General features: G+C 68.9%; 17 protein-coding genes. 15 read left to right on the forward strand and 2 right to left on the reverse strand.

Annotation, left to right across the window (positions count from 1 at the left end):
- Window positions 1–2 precede the first annotated feature (2 nt).
- The 15 genes from BKH32_RS06475 to BKH32_RS06545 all read left to right on the forward strand — a co-directional run bounded on the left by BKH32_RS06475 (window position 3) and on the right by BKH32_RS06545 (window position 16,066).
- Window positions 3–998, forward strand: a complete 996-nt coding sequence (locus tag BKH32_RS06475; RefSeq protein ID WP_075249177.1) for a gluconeogenesis factor YvcK family protein — start codon at window positions 3–5, stop codon at window positions 996–998.
- 279 nt (window positions 999–1,277) lie between these two features.
- Entirely contained in the window at window positions 1,278–2,258 is a 981-nt protein-coding gene (whiA, locus tag BKH32_RS06480) for a DNA-binding protein WhiA (protein WP_070658940.1), read from the forward strand.
- Window positions 2,259–2,506: 248 nt separating this feature from the next.
- Window positions 2,507–3,514, forward strand: a complete 1,008-nt coding sequence (gene gap / locus BKH32_RS06485; RefSeq protein WP_075249178.1) for a type I glyceraldehyde-3-phosphate dehydrogenase — start codon at window positions 2,507–2,509, stop codon at window positions 3,512–3,514.
- Between the two features lie 112 nt (window positions 3,515–3,626).
- Window positions 3,627–4,820, forward strand: a complete 1,194-nt coding sequence (locus BKH32_RS06490; protein WP_075249179.1) for a phosphoglycerate kinase — start codon at window positions 3,627–3,629, stop codon at window positions 4,818–4,820.
- 15 nt (window positions 4,821–4,835) lie between these two features.
- Complete coding sequence (tpiA, locus tag BKH32_RS06495; RefSeq protein WP_075249180.1) at window positions 4,836–5,615, forward strand: triose-phosphate isomerase; 780 nt, start codon at window positions 4,836–4,838, stop codon at window positions 5,613–5,615.
- A gap of 231 nt (window positions 5,616–5,846) precedes the next feature.
- On the forward strand, window positions 5,847–6,089 hold the full coding sequence (gene secG, locus BKH32_RS06500; RefSeq protein WP_060957940.1) for a preprotein translocase subunit SecG: 243 nt from the start codon (window positions 5,847–5,849) through the stop codon (window positions 6,087–6,089).
- Window positions 6,090–6,180: 91 nt separating this feature from the next.
- Complete coding sequence (gene xerD, locus BKH32_RS06505) at window positions 6,181–7,104, forward strand: site-specific tyrosine recombinase XerD (protein WP_081376723.1); 924 nt, start codon at window positions 6,181–6,183, stop codon at window positions 7,102–7,104.
- Window positions 7,105–7,264: 160 nt separating this feature from the next.
- Window positions 7,265–8,137, forward strand: coding sequence for a ParA family protein (locus BKH32_RS06510; RefSeq protein ID WP_075249182.1), 873 nt, complete (start codon window positions 7,265–7,267; stop codon window positions 8,135–8,137).
- Window positions 8,127–8,948 carry a segregation and condensation protein A gene (locus BKH32_RS06515; protein WP_075249183.1) on the forward strand — a complete coding sequence of 274 codons (822 nt, stop codon included), beginning with the start codon at window positions 8,127–8,129 and terminating at the stop codon, window positions 8,946–8,948. The genes BKH32_RS06510 and BKH32_RS06515 overlap by 11 nt, the downstream gene beginning before the upstream one ends.
- A complete protein-coding gene (gene scpB, locus BKH32_RS06520; RefSeq protein ID WP_075249184.1) occupies window positions 8,945–9,544 on the forward strand; it encodes an SMC-Scp complex subunit ScpB in 600 nt (199 codons plus the stop codon). The genes BKH32_RS06515 and scpB overlap by 4 nt, the downstream gene beginning before the upstream one ends.
- Window positions 9,541–10,515 (forward strand): pseudouridine synthase, encoded by a 975-nt coding sequence (locus tag BKH32_RS06525; protein ID WP_075249185.1) that lies wholly within the window; start codon window positions 9,541–9,543, stop codon window positions 10,513–10,515. The genes scpB and BKH32_RS06525 overlap by 4 nt, the downstream gene beginning before the upstream one ends.
- The gene (locus BKH32_RS06530) at window positions 10,512–11,672 is read left to right on the forward strand and encodes a prephenate dehydrogenase (RefSeq protein WP_075249186.1); all 1,161 of its coding nucleotides are present in this window, start codon (window positions 10,512–10,514) and stop codon (window positions 11,670–11,672) included. Before BKH32_RS06525 ends, BKH32_RS06530 begins: the two co-directional genes overlap by 4 nt.
- A gap of 130 nt (window positions 11,673–11,802) precedes the next feature.
- Window positions 11,803–13,962: a bifunctional cytidylate kinase/GTPase Der gene (gene der / locus BKH32_RS06535; RefSeq protein WP_075249223.1), complete on the forward strand. Its 2,160-nt coding sequence runs from the start codon at window positions 11,803–11,805 to the stop codon at window positions 13,960–13,962.
- Window positions 13,963–14,050: 88 nt separating this feature from the next.
- Window positions 14,051–15,706 carry a glucose-6-phosphate isomerase gene (gene pgi, locus BKH32_RS06540; protein ID WP_075249187.1) on the forward strand — a complete coding sequence of 552 codons (1,656 nt, stop codon included), beginning with the start codon at window positions 14,051–14,053 and terminating at the stop codon, window positions 15,704–15,706.
- A gap of 60 nt (window positions 15,707–15,766) precedes the next feature.
- Window positions 15,767–16,066, forward strand: coding sequence for a rhodanese-like domain-containing protein (locus tag BKH32_RS06545; RefSeq protein WP_075249188.1), 300 nt, complete (start codon window positions 15,767–15,769; stop codon window positions 16,064–16,066).
- 61 nt (window positions 16,067–16,127) lie between these two features.
- Here the strand turns inward: BKH32_RS06545 and BKH32_RS06550 are convergent, their stop codons facing one another.
- Both BKH32_RS06550 and BKH32_RS06555 read right to left on the reverse strand, forming a co-directional pair.
- A complete protein-coding gene (locus BKH32_RS06550; protein ID WP_075249189.1) occupies window positions 16,128–16,997 on the reverse strand; it encodes an HAD family hydrolase in 870 nt (289 codons plus the stop codon).
- A gap of 144 nt (window positions 16,998–17,141) precedes the next feature.
- The gene (locus tag BKH32_RS06555; protein ID WP_075249190.1) at window positions 17,142–18,086 is read right to left on the reverse strand and encodes a CAP domain-containing protein; all 945 of its coding nucleotides are present in this window, start codon (window positions 18,084–18,086) and stop codon (window positions 17,142–17,144) included.
- Between the last annotated feature and the right edge of the window lie 318 nt (window positions 18,087–18,404).

Below are 18,404 nucleotides of genomic sequence, written 5' to 3' on the forward strand. Positions count from 1 at the left end.
CAGTGGGAACGACGATCGATGCGGCGGGCTGGCCCCGACGTGGCGAGGAGGGACCGGCCGTCGTCGCCCTGGGAGGCGGGCACGGTCTGTCCGCCACGCTCCGGGCACTGCGCCACGTCACCCACCGACTCACCGCCGTCGTCACCGTCGCCGACGACGGAGGCTCCTCGGGACGCCTGCGCCGGGAGTTCGACTGCCTGCCACCAGGAGACCTGAGAATGGCGCTGGCATCGCTCTGCGAGGACTCCGAGTGGGGCCTCACCTGGCGAGACGTGCTCCAGCACCGTTTCGAGGGGCAGGGCGAGCTCGACAATCACGCCCTGGGGAACCTGCTCATCCTGGCCCTGTGGCAGCTGCTGGGGGACGATGTCGCCGGGCTTGACTGGGTGGGGCGTCTGCTGACGATCCACGGCCGCGTCGTGCCCATGTCCTCCTCACCCCTGGTCATTGAGGCCGACATCGTCTCCGGGGGGAACCGGCGCCGGGTCAGCGGGCAGGTGGCGGTGGCCTCGGCCCGCGGACGTCTGGAGAACGTGGTGATGGTTCCCGAGGACGCCGACGCCCACCCCGAGGCGTTGCGTGCCATCGATGAGGCGGAATGGGTGGTCCTGGGGCCCGGCTCCTGGTACACCTCAGTGCTCCCGCACCTCATCCTGCCGTCCATGCGTCGCGCGCTGGTCAACACCTCGGCCCGCAAGGTCGTGGTCCTCAACCTCTCCGTTCAGCAGGGCGAGACCGACGGGATGACCAGCGCTGATCATCTTCGGGTCCTGAGCCAGTACGCGCCCGACCTACGCCTGGACGTGGTGCTGGCCGACCCCTCCACCGTTGAGGACGTCTCCGACCTTGAGGCCGTGGCTGCAACTATGGGGGCCACTGTCGTCCTGCGACAGGTGCGCACCGGCGAAGCCCTGTGCCACCACGACCCGCTGCGCCTGGCAGCCGCCTTCCGTGACGCCTTCGAGGGGGCGCTGGGGGACGTCGCCGATCTCAGCTAACGTCATGGCATGTGATGCTGGACTCATTGAAGAGTCCTGCTGCCCGTGATCGTCCATAATTCTCGGCGGCCGCTTCCAGCCGGCTGCCGGGTGCTGCGGCTAAGAATTCTCCATTGATACGCCTCGGGCGCCGTATGACATCGCCCTGACGTCTCAGCCGCTTGGCCCGTGCTCCTTCGAGCAGCGCCTCGCCAGAGCCCGGGACGCCCCGGCAACGGCCGCAGCCTCAACCATGTCGCCAGTCCCGAATCACGAACCCCGACCACGAGGAGCCCGCCCATGTCGCTGACGGTCACCGTCAAGGATGAGCTTGCGCTCGTCGCCACTGAGAACGCCGCCCAACGACGGGCCGAGGTCTCCGCGATGCTGCGCTTCGCCGGAGGGCTCCATATCGTCTCCGGGCGCATCGTCGTCGAGGCCGAGCTCGATCACGGGGGAGCCGTGCGCCGGCTGCATCAGCACCTCAAGGAGCTCTACGGGATGGAGCCCGAGGTGATGGTGGTCCAGGGAGGATCCCTGCACCGAGGATCTCGCTACGTGCTGCGAGTGACCAAACGTGGCAAGGATCTGGCCCGGCTGTCCGGGCTGGTCGACGACCGAGGCCGGCCGGTACGGGGCATGCCGGTGGCGGTCATTCAAGGCGGGCGCAACGCTGCCGCTGCCGCCTGGCGCGGAGCCTTCCTGGCCCGCGGTTCCCTGACCGAGCCCGGCCGGTCCTCCTCCTTGGAGGTCACCTGTCCCGGCTCCGAGGCCGCACTGGCCCTGGTCGGGGCCGCGCGACGCTTCGACATCTCCGCCAAGGCCCGAGAGGTGCGTGGGGCCGACCGCGTCGTCGTTCGTGACGGTGAGGCCATCGGCGTTCTCCTGGAGCGGATGGGGGCGCCGGAGGCCTTCAAGGTGTGGGCCGAGCGCCGATCCCGGCGCGAGTCGCGGGGCACCGCCAACCGGCTGGCCAACTTCGACGACGCCAACCTGCGCCGTTCGGCCCGCGCCGCCGTGGCCTCGGGGGCCCGTGTCGAGCGCGCCTTCGAGATCCTGGGGGACGACGTTCCCGCCCACCTGCTTCAGGCCGGCCGCCTGCGGGTCGCGCACAAGCAGGCATCCCTGGAGGAGCTCGGGCAGCTCTCCGACCCGCAGCTGACCAAGGATGCCGTGGCCGGGCGTATCCGGCGACTCCTGGCCATGGCGGACAAGCAGGCCCACGAGCTGGGCATCCCCGACACTGAGTCGGTCCTCACCCAGGAGATGCTCGAGCCCTGAGCTGAGATGGGACCTCGGTCCTTGCCTCCGGGGTGTCCGATGGTCTTCGCCCCCCTCGGATTGGCTTGTGCATCACAGTGTTCGCCCGTGGCGTGGTCTGTGACTCCCAGCGCCTGCCCAGTGTGACTAGACTCGGCCGTACCGGAGCCGATTCGGATGTGAGCTGAAGAAGTTCCGGCAGCACACCCCGTGTGTGAGAAGAGCCCAGCAACCGTGCGCCGCCAACCGGCGCACTAGGAGGACACAAAGTGACCACCCGCGTTGGTATTAACGGCTTCGGCCGGATCGGCCGCAACTTCTTCCGTGCCGCCCTCGAGCAGGGCGCCGACATCGAGGTTGTCGCCGTCAACGACCTGACGGACAACAAGACCCTGGCCCACCTGCTCAAGTACGACTCTATCCTCGGTCGTTTCGACGGCGAGGTCTCCTACGACGAGGATGGCATCACCGTCAACGGCAAGCACATCAAGGTGCTCGCTCAGCGCAACCCCGCCGACCTGCCCTGGGGCGACCTGGGCGTCGAGGTCGTCGTGGAGTCCACCGGCTTCTTCACCGACGGCGAGAAGGCCAAGGCCCACATCGACGGTGGTGCCAAGAAGGTCGTCATCTCCGCTCCCGCCAAGAACGTCGACGGCACCTTCGTCATGGGTGTCAACGAGGGCGACTACGACAACGCCACGATGAACATCGTGTCCAACGCCTCGTGCACCACCAACTGCCTCGCCCCCCTGGCCAAGGTTCTCCACGAGAACTTCGGCATCGAGCGCGGCATCATGACCACCATCCACTCCTACACGGGTGACCAGCGCGTCCTCGACGCTCCGCACAAGGACCTCCGCCGTGCTCGCGCCGCCGCGCTGAACATGATCCCCACCAAGACCGGTGCCGCCCAGGCCGTGGCCCTCGTCCTGCCCGCCCTCAAGGGCAAGTTCGACGGTCTGGCCGTGCGCGTCCCCACCCCGACCGGCTCGCTGACCGACCTGACCTTCATCGCTGAGAAGGAGGTCTCCGTCGAGGCCGTCAAGGCCGCCGTCAAGGCCGCTGCCGAGGGTGAGCTCAAGGGCGTTCTCGAGTACACCGAGGACCCGATCGTCTCCACCGACATCGTGAGCAACCCGCACACCTCGATCTTCGACGCCACCGAGACCAAGGTCATCGGCAACCTCGTCAAGGTCCTCTCCTGGTACGACAACGAGTGGGGCTACTCCAACGCCCTGGTCCGCCTGACCGCCCTGGTCGGCTCCAAGCTCGCCTGAGACCAGACCGAGAGCATGACTCTCTAGAAGACGGCGCCCGCGCCACGCTATGCGTGCGCGGGCGCCGTCCGTCCCACACCCACACCATCACCCACAACCGATGAGAGGCTTCATGAAGACCATCGAGTCCCTGGGCGACCTCAAGGGCAAGCGAGTCCTGGTCCGCTCCGACTTCAACGTGCCGCTGGACGCCGACAAGAACATCACCGACGACGGCCGTATCCAGGCCGCTCTGCCCACCCTGCGTGCCCTGCTCGACGCCGGCGCCAAGGTGATCATCACCGCCCACCTGGGACGCCCCAAGGGGCAGGTCAACCCCGACTACTCCCTGGCTCCTGTCGCCAAGCGCCTCGCCGAGGTCACCGGCGTCAAGGTGACCCTCGCCGAGGACACCGTGGGCGAGTCCGCCAAGGCCGCCGTCGCCGCAGCCGGTGACGGTGAGATCGTCCTGCTGGAGAACGTGCGCTTCAACGCCGCTGAGACCTCCAAGGACGACGCTGAGCGCGAGGCCTTCGCCGCCGAGCTCGCCGCCCTGGCCGACGTCTTCGTCTCCGACGGCTTCGGCGTCGTGCACCGCAAGCAGGCCTCCGTCTACGACGTCGCCAAGCTGCTGCCCTCCGCAGCCGGCCTGCTCGTCGTCAAGGAGATCGAGTCCCTGGGACGCGCGGTCAACGACCCCGAGCGCCCCTACACCGTGGTGCTCGGCGGTTCCAAGGTCTCCGACAAGCTCGGCGTCATCTCCAACCTGCTGGGCAAGGCCGACCGTCTCCTCATCGGTGGCGGCATGGCCTACACCTTCCTGGCCGCCCAGGGCCACGAGGTGGGCACCTCCCTGCTGGAGAAGGACCAGATCGACACCGTCAAGGGCTACCTGGAGACCGCCAAGGCCAACGGCGTCGAGCTGCTGCTGCCCGTCGACACCGTCGTGGCCCCGACCTTCGCCGCGGACGCCCCCGCCACCGTGGTGCCCGCCGACGGGCTGCCCGCCGACCAGATGGGGCTGGACATCGGCCCTCAGACGCGACAGATCTTCGCCGACGCCATCGCCACCTCCAAGACCGTGGTGTGGAACGGCCCCATGGGTGTCTTCGAGTTCCCGGCCTTCGCCGAGGGCACCAAGGCCGTGGCCAAGGCGATCTCCGAGTCCGACGCCTTCTCCGTCATCGGCGGTGGCGACTCCGCCGCGGCCGTGCGCACGCTTGGCTTCGATGAGGCCACGTTCTCCCATATCTCCACCGGCGGCGGCGCCTCCCTCGAGCTCCTCGAGGGCAAGACCCTGCCCGGTATCGCAGTGCTCAACGACTGAAGGAAGGCAACCCAGATGAGTAACCGCACCCCGCTCATGGCGGGCAACTGGAAGATGAACCTCGACCACCTCGAGGCCAACCACCTCGTCCAGGGCCTGGCCATGGAGCTCAAGGACCACGACCACGACTACGCCAAGTGCGAGGTCCTCGTGATCCCGCCCTTCACGGACATCCGTACCGTGCAGACCGTCGTTGAGGCCGACTCCCTGAGCATCAAGTACGGTGCCCAGGACGTCTCCATCCACGACAACGGTGCCTACACCGGTGAGATCTCCACCGAGATGCTCACCAAGCTCGGTGTCAGCTACGTGGTCATGGGCCACTCCGAGCGCCGTGAGTACCATGGCGAGTCCGATGCCCTCGTGGGGGCCAAGGCCCGTAAGGTGCTCGATGCCGGTATGACCCCCATCCTGTGCTGCGGCGAGGCCCTCGAGATCCGCAAGGCCGGCACCCACGTCGACTTCGTCCTGGGGCAGATCCGCGCCGCCCTGGAGGGATGGAGCGGCGAGGACGTCGCTAAGATCGTCATCGCCTACGAGCCCATCTGGGCCATCGGCACCGGCGAGACCGCCACCGCCGAGGACGCCCAGGAGGTGTGCGGAGCGATCCGCGAGGCCCTGCGCGCCGACTACGGTGACGCCACTGCCGACGCCACCCGCATCCTCTACGGCGGCTCCGCCAAGCCCGGCAACATCAAGGAGCTCATGGCCCAGCCCGACGTCGATGGTGCGCTCGTCGGTGGAGCCTCCCTCAAGGCGGACTCCTTCGCCGCCATGGCGGGCTTCTACGCCTGAGCGACCCGAGCCGCGACGAAGGAGCCGAGTAATCGTCTTCCCGTAGCGTCTCACCGCTCGCCGCCCGGGTCCCGGACACCTCACACCCCGAGGTGTCCGGGACCCTGTGCGTTGCAGGTAGACTGCCGTGCGGACAGGTGGGGGCGCGGGCCCTGACAGGAGTTGCGCCGGGCCCAGCCGGAGCGTGAGGCCCCCGCAGCAAGACGGAACCAACAACGAAGGGAACGTGACGTGAACGTAGTGCGTATCGTCCTTCAGGTGCTGCTCGTCCTCTCGAGCTTCTTCCTCATCATGTCGATCCTCCTGCACAAGGGAAAGGGCGGAGGACTGTCGGATATGTTCGGCGGCGGTATCTCCTCCTCGGCCGGGTCCTCCGGCGTGGCCGAGCGCAACCTCGACCGCATCACGGTGGCGGTGGCTGTCATCTGGACGATCACGATCGTCGGGCTCGGCCTGGTCGCCAAGCTCGGCTGAGCGTCGGCGGATTCCGACGAGCACAGCGCACACGACGGAGCCGACCGTCGATACCGCCCCCGATCCGCGTGGCGACGTCCTGGACCGGGGGCTGCGCGGTTATCTCGCCCACCTGCGTGTTGAGCGCGGGCTGAGCCCCCACACCCTGAGCGCCTACGAGCGCGACCTCGGCCGCTACCTGCGCTACCTGAGGAGCGCCGGCATCTCGGCCCCGCAGGAGGTCAGCCGCAACGACGTGGCCGGCTTCCTGGAGGTCCTGCGCACCGGCTCCGACGGCGCCCGCCCGCTGGCGTCGTCGTCGGCATCCAGAACCGTCACCGCCGTGCGAGGCTGGCACAAGTTCCTCCTGGCCGAGGGCACCACCTCCCAGGATCCCTCGGCCACCGTGCGCCCTCCCCAACCCGGAAGGCGCCTGCCCAAGGCCTTAGGGATCGATGAGGTCCGCCGCCTCCTGGAGGCCGCCGGCGTTGACGACTCCCCGGTGAGCCTGCGCGACCGGGCGCTGCTGGAGGTCCTCTACGCCACCGGCGCCCGCATCTCCGAGGCGGTGGGGCTCGTCGTCGACGACCTCGACACCGACTCCCGGCTGCTGAGACTGTTCGGCAAGGGACGCAAGGAACGCCTGGTCCCCATGGGGACCTACGCCCGGGAGGCGCTGGACGCCTACCTGGTGCGAGGCCGACCGGTCCTGGCTGAGAAGGGCAGGGGAGTGCCGCAGGTCTTCCTCAACACCCTGGGCAGGCCCCTGAGTCGGCAGAGCGCCTGGGCCGTCCTGCAGCAGGCCGCTGAGCGGGCCGGGCTCATCGGGACGGACTGCGCCGACGAGCGACGCATCTCCCCCCACACCCTGCGCCACTCCTTCGCCACGCATCTGCTGGCGGGAGGGGCGGACGTGCGTGTCGTCCAGGAGATGCTCGGACACGCCTCGGTCACCACCACCCAGATCTACACGAAGGTCACCGTCGACCACCTGCGGGAGGTCTACGCCACCAGCCACCCGCGGGCTCTGGCCTGATCACCGAGCCCGTCGCCGCAGGCCGTGCTCCCGGTCCGCGGTGGGGGAAGCCTGAGTGCGCACCTGGTCGCGCCTGAAAGCAGGGTCCTGTCCGGGTGTTCTCTGGCGTGTCCCGTCTGAACTGGGTGATGTCGGTCGGCTTTCGACTAGGCTGGACGACGTGAATGACTCCATCCAGCCAGGCCTGATCGACAACCCCGGCACCGACGAGAACGAGGGGAAGGACTTCCCCGTTCCCGCGCCGCTGGAGTCGCACGGACCCGCTCGGGTCATCTCCATGTGCAACCAGAAGGGCGGCGTCGGCAAGACCACGACGACGATCAACCTCGGTGCGGCGCTGGCCGAGCTGGGGCGCAAGGTCCTCATCGTCGACTTCGACCCCCAGGGAGCGGCCTCGGCCGGCCTGGGCATCAACGCTCACGAGCTCGACTCCACCATCTACGACCTGCTCGTCGCCAGCCGTCCGGACATCCGCACGGTCATCCACGAGACCACGGTGGAGGGACTGGACATCGTCCCGGCCAATATCGACCTGTCCGCCGCCGAGGTGCAGCTCGTCAACGAGGTCGCCCGCGAGCAGGCCCTCAAGCGGGTGCTGCGCCCGGTTCTCGACGAGTACGACGTGATCCTCGTGGACTGCCAGCCCTCGCTCGGACTGCTGACCATCAACGCCCTGACCGCCTCCCACGGCGTCATCATCCCGCTGGAGACCGAGTTCTTCGCCCTGCGCGGGGTGGCGCTCCTGGTGGAGACCGTCGAGCGCGTCAAGGATCGTCTCAACGCCACCCTGGAGATCGACGGCATCCTCGCCACCATGGTGGACTCCCGCACCCTGCACTCCCGGGAGGTGCTCGAGCGCCTCGAGCAGGCCTTCGGCGAGCAGCTCTTCGACACGCGCATCCGGCGCACGATCAAGTTCCCGGACGCCTCCGTGGCCAATGAGCCGATCACCAGCTACGCGCCCTCCCACCCCGGTGCGGACGCCTACCGCCGGCTGGCCCGCGAGGTCATCGCCCGCGGCGATGTCGCCTGAGCCGGCGGAGCAGGGGCCGCCCCGGCTGCCCGGATTCAGTGTCACGCTGCCCCAGTTCGAGGGGCCCTTCGACCTGCTACTGAGCCTTATCGCCCGCAAGCGGCTCGACGTCACCGAGCTGGCGCTGGCCGAGGTGACCGACGACTTCATCGCCCACATGCGCTCGGACTGGGACCTGGGGCGCGCATCGGAGTTCATTGTCGTGGCCTCCACCCTCCTGGCGCTCAAGGCCCACCGCCTTCTGCCCCATGACGAGGACGAGGAGGAGCCCGACCTCGAGCTGCTCGAGGCCCGTGACCTGCTCTTCGCCCGGCTCCTGCAGTACCGGGCCTTCAAGGAGGCCGCAGCGGCCTTCCGTCACCGGGCGGAGACCTCCGCACGCAGCCACCCCCGCATCGTCGCCCTGGAACCGCATCTGGCGGCGCTGCTGCCCAGGCTCGTGGCCACCATCACCCCTGAGGAGCTGACCCGGCTGGCAGTGGGCGCCTTCACCCGGCCCACGGATCCGGGCGTCCAGACCGTCCACCTGCACGAGCGGGTACCGGTCGGTGAACAGCTGAGCCTCATCGCCCTCAGGCTGCGCAGTCACGGAACCCTGACCTTCACCCAGATCATTGAGGACGCTGAGCGCACCGCCGTCGTGGTGGCCCGCTTCCTGGCGCTGCTCATTCTCCACCGGCAGGGCATCGCCGAGCTGGACCAGACCGAGGCCATGGGCGAGATCACCGTGACCTGGTGCGGCGGCCAGGACGACCCGACCGGCATGATGACCTCTGAGAACCTCACTGAGCTCGAGGAGGAATTCGTATGAGCGAGGCCGCCGGGTCGCAGCTGCGTAGCGCCGCTGAGGCCATCCTCATCGTCGCCGATGAACCGGTGACCACCACCGCGATCGCCGAGGCCCTCGGCATTGAGGAGAGCGCCTGCGAGGAGCTGCTTGAGGACCTGGCCGCCGAGTACCGCGGAGAGGCGCCCGGCAGCCGTGCTCACGGATTCCTCCTACGACGAGCAGCAGGCGGGTGGCGCTTCGCCTCCGTGCCCGAGCACGCCGACCTCATCGAGCAGTTCATCATCGGCGGCGCCACCGCACGCCTGAGCCAGGCCGCGCTGGAGACCCTGGCCGTCGTCGCCTACCGGCAGCCGGTCACCCGGGGGCGCGTCGCACAGATCCGCGGGGTCAATGTCGACGGCGTCATGCGCACCCTGCACGCCCGCGGCCTCATTGAGGAGGCCGGTGCCGAGGCCTCTGGTGCGATCCTGTACCAAACCACGGGGGACTTCCTGGAGTACCTGGGAATCGACTCCCTGGACGAGCTGCCGCCCCTGGCTCCCTACCTCCCTCGCGTCGAGGCGCTGGGGGAGATCGTCGAACAGGCCGATGAGATGGCCGGTAGGAGGACCCCATGACCCCGAGGAACCGCCACTCCCGCACCGAGTCCGTGCCCCACAGCGACTTCGGGGCGCAGGAGTTCTACGACGAGGACGACCTCGAGGAGCTCGACGAGCGGGCCGACGCCGCCGACCTGGCCGCCTTCGACGCCGAGGCCATCGACGAGGATGAGGAGTCCCGTCTGCTTCAGATGCGTGAGCGCACCACCAAGGGCGGCCAGGACGACCCGCACGTCTCCTCCGGGCAGCGGCTTCAGAAGGTCCTGGCCCACGCCGGGGTCGCCTCGCGCCGCGCCTGCGAGCAGCTCATCGCCGACGGCCGCGTCAGCGTCGACGGCGTCACTGTCACCGAGCCGGGCGTCAGGGTGGACCCGCTGACCCAGGAGATCCGCGTTGACGGAAGCCGAATCCTCACCAACCCCGAGCTCATCACTCTCATGCTCCACAAACCGGCCGGGGTCGTCACCACCATGGAGGACCCCGAGGGCCGCCCGACCGTGGCCCAGTACGGACGCGACTACCTGGCCGAGCACCCCGAGCTGCCCGACTCGCTGCGCCTGGTGCACGTCGGCCGCCTCGATACCGAGACCGAGGGGCTGCTCCTGCTGTCCAATGACGGCGAGCTCTCCCACCGGCTCATGCACCCCAGCTTCGAGATCGCCAAGACCTATGTCGCCATCGTCGAGGGACAGGTAGAGCCCTGGGTTCCGCGCAAGCTGCGGCGCGGCATCGAGCTGGAGGACGGTGAGGCCAAGGCGGACCGGGTCACCGTCAAGGACTCCGGGCCGCGCGGCTCCATCGTCGAGATCACCCTTCACTCCGGCAAGAACCGCATCGTGCGACGCATGCTGGACGCCGTCGGCCACCCGGTGACGCGACTGGCGCGCACCAGGCTGGGACCGCTGCGGCTGGGCAACCTGCGCCCCGGCCAGACCCGCCCCCTCAGCGGCGAGGAGATCGCCGCGCTGCAGCAGGAGGTCGGGCTGTGAGCACGAGCGAGCCGTCCACGTCAGTCTCCACGCGAGGTCCGGTGCTCATCGTCGGCACGGGACTGCTGGGCACCTCGCTCGCCCTGGCGCTGCGGACGGCGGGTGTTGAGGTCCAGCTCGCCGACACCTCGCCCACCTCCCTGGCCCTGGCCCGAGACATGGGGGCGGGAGCGCTTCACGGCGAGGACAGCCCCGAGCCGCAGGTCGTCGTCGTGGCCACGCCGCCCGACGTGACCGCCGACGTCGTCGTCGCACAGCTGAGCGCCCACCCCAGTGCCGTGGTCACTGACGTCGCCTCCGTCAAGGAGCGGGTCGTCACCGAGGTCCGGGCCCGGGCGGGAGCCGAGGCGCGCAGGTACATCGGATCCCACCCGATGGCGGGCCGGGAGCGCTCAGGCGCCGGCGCCGCCGACTCCGACCTCTTCGCCGGGCGCCCCTGGGTGGTTGTTGGCCAGGACTCCGATCCGCAGGCGGAGCTGGTCATCAGGAACCTGGCGGTCGATGTGGGCGCCACCCCGGTGCGCATGGGGGCGGCGGAGCACGACGCCGCCGTCGCCGCCGTCTCCCACATGCCCCAGCTCGTTTCCTCACTCGTGGCCGCCCGGCTGGAGGAGCTGGGGGAGGGGGCCCTGGCCCTGTCGGGGCAGGGCCTTCGTGACGTCACCCGGATCGCGGCCTCGGATCCCAGGCTGTGGTCGGCCATCATCGTGGGCAACGCCGGGCCCGTGGTCGACCTGCTGCGCCGGATCAGTGATGACCTCAGCGCGCTGATCACGGGGATCGAGGCGGCCGTCTGCGATCCGGACGGCCCGGAGCACACGGCCCCGGGAGCGGCACGTGTGGTCGCTCCCGGGGCCGTCGGCGCGGTCACCGACGTCATGACCCGGGGAAACCTTGGTCGGGCACGCATTCCCGGCAAGCATGGCGGGGCGCCGCGCCGCTACACCGAGGTCCAGGTCCTGGTACCCGACGCCGCCGGCGAGCTGGGCAGGCTCTTCTCGGATGTCGGCGCCGCCGGTGTCAACATCGAGGACTTCTCCCTGGAGCACTCGGCCGGGCAGAGCGCCGGTATCGCCCTCATCTCCGTCCTACCGGCGGCCGCCCTACGGCTGGAGGAGGCGCTGGACGCCCGAGGCTGGCGCGTCGTGGCGGGCTGAAAGCGGATCAATGTGCCGCGCAGACCCGCCTGTGTCAGTACTCATGGGGGCCTGATCCGCAGTACCGCGCCGGAGTGTGGGACGCTTGCCCCAGTTCATGACCGGAAATCGGACCCTGATGGAGGGCACCATGGGAATCGTCGTTGCGATCGACGGACCGAGCGGATCGGGCAAGTCCACCGTATCGCGGAGTGTCGCCGCCGAGCTGGGACTGGCCTACCTGGACACCGGTGCCATGTACCGGGCCGCCGCCTGGTGGTGCGAGCACGAGGGGATCGACCTGGACGACGAGGTCGCCGTCGCCGAGGCCGTCGCCGCCATGCCCCTGCACATGGGGCTGGATCCCGAGCACCCCACCTTCACCGTGGACGGCACGGACGTATCGACCGCGATCCGCGACCCGCACATCGCCACCGTCGTCTCGAAGGTCGCCACCAACCTCGAGGTGCGCGCCGAGCTGGCGCGCCGCCAGCGCGATATCATCCGCTTCGAGGCGACCGGGCAGGCCGGGTCCTTCTCCGAGGGCGCCGGAATCGTGGCCGAGGGGCGTGACATCACCACCGTCATCGCACCCGACGCCGACGCCCGCCTGCTGGTGACCGCCTCGGAGGAGGCCCGCCTGGCCCGCCGCGCCGGGGACCTGGAAGCTGCCGGCAAGCAGGTCGACGCCGCCGCCCTGCGCGACCAGGTGGTGCGCCGCGACCGCGATGATGCCACGGTCTCCCAGTTCCTCACCGCACCCGAGGGCGTCACCCTGGTGGACACCTCGGAGCTGACCCTGGAGCAGTCCGTCGAACGGGTCCTGGACCTGGTGGAGGAGGCTGCCGACGCCGCCGCCCAGCGGGACGCCGAGGAGGACCTGCGGGCCCAGGCCATGCGCGCGGGCCTGGCCGACTACGAGCTCGATGAGGAGGACCTCGCCCTCCTGGAGGCCGACGACGGCCTGCCCACCGGTGACGGCGTCGAGCCCGGGCTGCCGGTCCTGGCCGTTGTCGGTCGGCCCAACGTGGGCAAGTCAACGCTGGTCAACCGGGTCTTGGGTCGCCGTGAGGCCGTCGTCCAGGACACCCCCGGTGTCACCCGCGACCGGGTCTCCTACCCCGCGGAGTGGGCCGGGCGCCGCTTCACCATCGTTGACACCGGCGGCTGGGAGGTGGACGTGGCCGGCCTCGACGCCGCCGTGGCCACCCAGGCCGAGGTCGCCGTGGAGATGGCCGACGCCGTCCTGCTGGTCGTCGACGCCCAGGTCGGCATCACCGAGACCGACGCCCGCGTGGTGCGGATGCTGCGCCGCAGCGGCAAGCCGGTGGTCCTGGCCGCCAACAAGGTCGACTCCCCGGCCCAGGAGGGGGACGCCGCCGCCTTGTGGAACCTGGGGCTGGGCGAGCCCTTCCCGGTCTCTGCCCTGCACGGCCGGGGCAGCGGCGAGGTCCTCGACGCCGTCATGGAGGTCCTCCCGGAGGTCTCCGCCGTGGCCGCCGCAGCGCCTGAGGGGGACCTGCACCGCATCGCCCTCGTGGGGCGGCCCAACGTCGGCAAGTCCTCGCTGCTGAACTCCATAGCGGGCAGGGAGCGCGTCGTCGTCAACGAGACCGCGGGCACCACCCGTGACCCGGTCGACGAGATCATCGAGCTCGACGGGCGTCAGTGGGTCTTCGTCGACACTGCAGGGATCCGCCGGCGCGTCAAGCAGTCGCGGGGCGCCGACTACTACGCGGTGCTGCGCACGCAGGGCGCCATCGACAAGGCCGAGGTCGCCGTGGTCCTCCTGGACGCCTCCGAGCCGATCAGTGAGCAGGACGTGCGCGTGGTTCAGCAGGCCGTCGACGCCGGCCGCGCCCTGGTGCTGGTCAACAACAAGTGGGACCGGGTGGACGAGGAGCGTCAGAAGATGCTCCTGTGGGAGGTCGAGCACGACCTGGCCCACGTCTCCTGGGCCCCCCACATCAACCTGGCCGCCCGGACCGGCTGGCACACCAACCGGCTCGTGCGCGCCCTCGACGCCGCCCTGGAGGGCTGGACCACGCGCGTGCCCACGGGCCGGCTCAACGGCTTCCTGGGCCAGCTGCAGTCGGCCACCCCGCACCCGGTGCGCGGCGGCAAGCAGCCCCGCATCCTCTTCGCCACCCAGGTCCAGGTGGCCCCGCCCCGGATCGTCATCTTCACCACCGGCTTCCTCGACGCCGGCTACCGGCGCTTCATCGAGCGCCGCCTGCGCGAGGAGTTCGGCTTCACCGGCACCCCCATCCAGATCGGGGTGCGCGTGCGCGAGAAGCGCCAGCGACGCTGAACCCTGGACGAGCACGAAGATGACAGGCAGTACCAAGAGGGTCGTGCCGGACAGTGGCGCGCGGCCGCAACACCCATAGACTGTAGCCATGCTGAATCCGGTTGACCCCACCACCACGCCCGCCTGGAAGCACCTCACCGAGCTCCACGACACCATGACCCCGGACCTGCGCGCCTGGTTCGCCGACGACCCCGAGCGCGCCGAGCGCTTCTCCTACGAGCTGGGAGACCTCTACGTCGACCTGTCCAAGAACCTGCTGACCGACGACGTCCGCGACGCCCTGGCCGAGCTCGCCCAGCAGGTAGACGTCCCGGGCCGCCGCGACGCCATGTACGCCGGCGAGCACATCAACATCACCGAGGACCGGGCCGTCCTCCACACCGCCCTGCGCCGCCCGGCCACCGACTCCCTGACCGTGGACGGCCAGGACGTCGTCGCCGACGTCCACGAGGTCCTGGAGAAGATCTACGCCTTCGCCCGCCGCGTGCGCTCAGGGGAGTGGACCGGCATCACCGGCAAGCCCATCAAGACAGTGGTCAACATCGGTATCGGCGGCTCCGACCTCGGCCCCGTCATGGTCTACGAGGCCCTCAAGCCCTACGTGCAGAAGGGCCTTCAGTGCCGCTTCATCTCCAACATCGACCCCACCGACTGCGCCGAGAAGGTCGCGGACCTCGACCCGGAGACGACCCTGTTCATCATCGCCTCCAAGACCTTCACCACCCTGGAGACCCTCACCAACGCCCGCATGGCCCGCGACTGGTTCCTGGCCGCCCTCCAGGCCAAGGGCATTGAGACCGACGGCGCCATCGCCAAGCACTTCGTGGCCGTCTCCACCGCCCTGGACAAGGTCGCCGAGTTCGGCATCGACCCGGCCAACGCCTTCGGGTTCTGGAACTGGGTGGGCGGGCGCTACTCGGTGGACTCCGCCGTCGGTACGATCCTGGCCGTGGCCATCGGCCCGGAGAACTTCGCCGACTTCCTCTCCGGCTTCCACACCGTAGACGAGCACTTCGCCACCAAGGCCCCGGCCGAGAACGTCCCCATGCTCATGGGTCTGCTCAACGTCTGGTACGTCAACTTCTTCAAGGCCGGCTCCCACGCCGTCCTGCCCTACGCCCAGTACCTGCACCGTTTCCCCGCCTACCTCCAGCAGCTCACCATGGAGTCCAACGGCAAGTCCGTGCGCTGGGACGGCAGCCCCGTGACCACCGAGACCGGCGAGGTCTTCTGGGGCGAGCCGGGCACCAACGGCCAGCACGCCTTCTACCAGCTCATCCACCAGGGCACCCAGCTCATCCCCGCGGACTTCATCGCCGTGGCCAACCCCGCTCACCCCACCAAGGACGGGGGAGTGGACGTCCACGAGCTGTTCCTGTCCAACTACCTGGCCCAGACCGCGGCACTCGCCTTCGGCAAGACCGCCGACGAGGTACGCGCCGAAGGCACCGCCGAGGAGATCGTCCCGGCCCGTGTCTTTACCGGCAACAAGCCGACCACCTCGATCCTCGCCCCGGCGCTGACGCCCGCGGTCGTCGGAGAGCTCATCGCCCTCTACGAGCACATCACCTTCACCCAGGGCATCGTGTGGGGCATCGACTCCTTCGACCAGTGGGGGGTCGAGCTCGGTAAGAAGCTGGCCCTCGAGATCGCCCCCGCCGTCCAGGGGGACGAGGAAGCCCTCGCAGGACAGGACGCCTCCACCCGCGGCCTCATCACCCGCTACCGCGGTCTGCGTCGCTAGCCCGGCCAGACCAGCCGGATGCTCTGTTATGTCAGCGATTGACGACCTCTTGAGGAGGACATGATGAAGGAAGTCAACGTCGATGAGCTGCGTCGTCGGCTCGATGCCGGGGAGGACCTGGTGGTCCTTGACGTGCGTGAGCCCGACGAGGTCGCGCGCGCGGCGATCCCCGGCTCAGTCAACATCCCGCTGGGTGAGGTGGTCGACCGGATGGGAGAGCTCGATGCTGCCCGCCCCACCGCGGTCATCTGCGCCGGTGGAGTGCGTTCCGTCAAGGCGGTCAAGGCGCTGACTGCTGCCGGCTACACCGGTGAGCTGGTCAACGTCAGCGGAGGCATGAAGGCCTGGCTGGGCCAGTAAGCCTGCGGATGACCTCTTGGGACGGCCTCGGACTGACCGGTTCGGGGCCGTCCGGCGTGTCTCAGCCCTGTCTCCGCGAGCGCCTGAGCAGCTCCGCCACCGTGCGCAGGACACCGTCCTCGGTATTGGCGGGTGCTGTGTAGGCCGCTGCGGCATGGATGCCGGGGTGGGCATTGCGCATGGCGAAGCCCAGGTCCGCGTGGTCGTAGAGATCCAGGTCGTTGAGGTAGTCCCCGAAGACGGCAGTCTGCTCCGGAAGGATCTCGAGCCTGGTCTGAAGCGCCGCCAGGGCACGCCCCTTCGAGACCCGAGCCGACATCATGTCCGTCCAGTGCAGTCCGGAGACGACGGTCTGCACGTGCGGAACCGCCGCTGTCAGCGCCTGGGAGCTGCCGTTCTCGACGTCGTCAAAGTCGAAGACGGCGACCTTGAGCGCCTCATCCAAGGGGATGGTGGTGAGGTCCTCGACGATCTCCAGCGCCTCGTAGTACAACCTTGCCTGTTCCAGGAAGGCCGCATCGGAGCGCTCGATGTAGGCGCAGTACTTGCAGGCCACAACCGCGCCGACGTCGTATCCGGAGTCGACCAGGTGACGGGTCGTGGTGATGGCGGCCTCGGCATCCTGGGCCCTGATGGTGTCGGAATGGATCTCCTCACCGCCGTGGACGACGAAGGAACCGTTCTCAGCGATCAGTGGTGATTCGTCAACGGCGGAGCCCAGGACCGCACGCAGGTTGGACAGCTGCCTGCCCGAGGCAGGGGCGAAGACGACGCCGGCGTCTCGCATGTCCACCACTGCATCCATCAGCCCGGCGGGAACGCGCCCCCGACCATCAAGGAGAGTTCCATCCATGTCGGTGACGACAAGACGGAGATCGATCTGCGCGGGCAACACTGCGAGGAGCTCGGGCTCCAGGGGAAGGTGCTTCACAGTCTCATCCTCTCAAGGATGACGTCTCCACGTAAGCGCGGCACGAGGAACGCGAAGACGGACGCCTGCGGCCCACACCGATCAGTGGACCAACAGGCGCCCGTCAGACGAACGGCTCGTGTTCTTGGAGCCTTTTCAGCTCAGTCAGCTGGCCTGGCGGCGACGCATGACGAGGAAGGCACCGGAGCCGAGCAGGCCGGCGGCGACGACGGCGAAGGCGATGCTCGGACCAGTGGTGGCCAGGGCGGGCTTCGTCGGGTTGGTGCGAGGAGCCGCAGCCGTGGGAGTCGCCGACGGCTTGGCCGGGGTACCGGTGGTCGTGACGGTCTCAGTGCTCACCGTGGTGGCCGGAGCGGACGGCGTCGACGTGGCCGCAGGGGTGGTGGTCTCCGCGGTCGGAGGAGCCGCCGGGGCCGAAGGAGTCGGCTCGGGGGACGGCGTCGACGGAGTGGTCTCGGGGGTCGGCTCCGGGGAACGGGTGTCCGCAGGCGGGGTGTTGCTCGTCGACGGCGGAGTGTTGCTCTTCCTCTGAGTCGTCTGAGTCGTCGTGGTCAGCGACGTGTTGCTGGCGTTGTAGGCGGCGAAGTTCTGGGTGGCGTACCACTTGCCGTCCGGGGTCTGGGCGAATCCGATGCCGATGGAGTTGACGTCCGGGTTGACCATGTTCTGGTAGTGGTCGGGGGAGTTGAGCCACTGGTTGAAGATCAGCGCGCCGGTATCGCCACCCGCGGTCCGCCACGCCACGTTCTCAGAACCGACGGTCCAGCCTGCCGGGTAGACCGACGTGAAGTCGGGGCGGTGGCTCATGTTGCTGGCGGCGGCCTGCTGCTCGGACCAGTCCTGTGCGACGGCGTCGAGCTCCTGGTACCGGGTCACGGGCTGAAGGCCCAGGCTGCTGCGCAGCTCGTTGACCTTGTTCAGCACGGTGTTGGCGTACTGGGCCCCCTCCGAGGTCACCTGGGCGGGAACCGCGGCGGCAGCTGCCGGTGCTGCCGCCTGAGGGGCGGCCGGGGCGGCCAGTGCGGCCGAAGAGGCGGTCAGCGGCACGACGGTGAGCGCAGCTGCGGCAATGACGCGCTTGATGTTCATATGTCGTTCTCTCTGATCGGGAATGTGAGAACACAGTCTGATTTGCGCAACCGGCTATGAGCCGATGCGCAGGATGCTGTGAGACACCCTTGATGTCGGTGTTCACTCAACCACAGTCGTGCCGACCATGCATGTTATTAGGTTGTGATGTTTCTGACCGAATTCGTCGTGCAGCTGAATCATGTGGTTGGCCGAGAGGGGTAGTTCTTTCGTCTTGAGATGCAGATGAAAAGTGGGGTCAGGCGATGGTTGAGGTGCGAGACTGGCGTCATTGCAACGTTTGCCGGATCGTGATTAGGGGTTGGTAGATTCTCGCAG

Source organism: Actinomyces oris (assembly GCF_001929375.1).
GTDB lineage: Bacteria > Actinomycetota > Actinomycetes > Actinomycetales > Actinomycetaceae > Actinomyces > Actinomyces oris_B.

What these genes read in the sequence shown, in the direction of transcription:
- tpiA (WP_075249180.1), top strand. Translation starts at nt 4,836, where the DNA reads ATGAGTAACCGCACCCCGCTCATGGCGGGCAACTGGAAGATGAACCTC.
- BKH32_RS06490 (WP_075249179.1), top strand. Translation starts at nt 3,627, where the DNA reads ATGAAGACCATCGAGTCCCTGGGCGACCTCAAGGGCAAGCGAGTCCTG.
- pgi (WP_075249187.1), top strand. Translation starts at nt 14,051, where the DNA reads ATGCTGAATCCGGTTGACCCCACCACCACGCCCGCCTGGAAGCACCTC.
- whiA (WP_070658940.1), top strand. Translation starts at nt 1,278, where the DNA reads ATGTCGCTGACGGTCACCGTCAAGGATGAGCTTGCGCTCGTCGCCACT.
- BKH32_RS06515 (WP_075249183.1), top strand. Translation starts at nt 8,127, where the DNA reads ATGTCGCCTGAGCCGGCGGAGCAGGGGCCGCCCCGGCTGCCCGGATTC.
- scpB (WP_075249184.1), top strand. Translation starts at nt 8,945, where the DNA reads ATGAGCGAGGCCGCCGGGTCGCAGCTGCGTAGCGCCGCTGAGGCCATC.
- der (WP_075249223.1), top strand. Translation starts at nt 11,803, where the DNA reads ATGGGAATCGTCGTTGCGATCGACGGACCGAGCGGATCGGGCAAGTCC.
- BKH32_RS06555 (WP_075249190.1), bottom strand. Translation starts at nt 18,086, where the DNA reads ATGAACATCAAGCGCGTCATTGCCGCAGCTGCGCTCACCGTCGTGCCG.
- BKH32_RS06545 (WP_075249188.1), top strand. Translation starts at nt 15,767, where the DNA reads ATGATGAAGGAAGTCAACGTCGATGAGCTGCGTCGTCGGCTCGATGCC.
- BKH32_RS06525 (WP_075249185.1), top strand. Translation starts at nt 9,541, where the DNA reads ATGACCCCGAGGAACCGCCACTCCCGCACCGAGTCCGTGCCCCACAGC.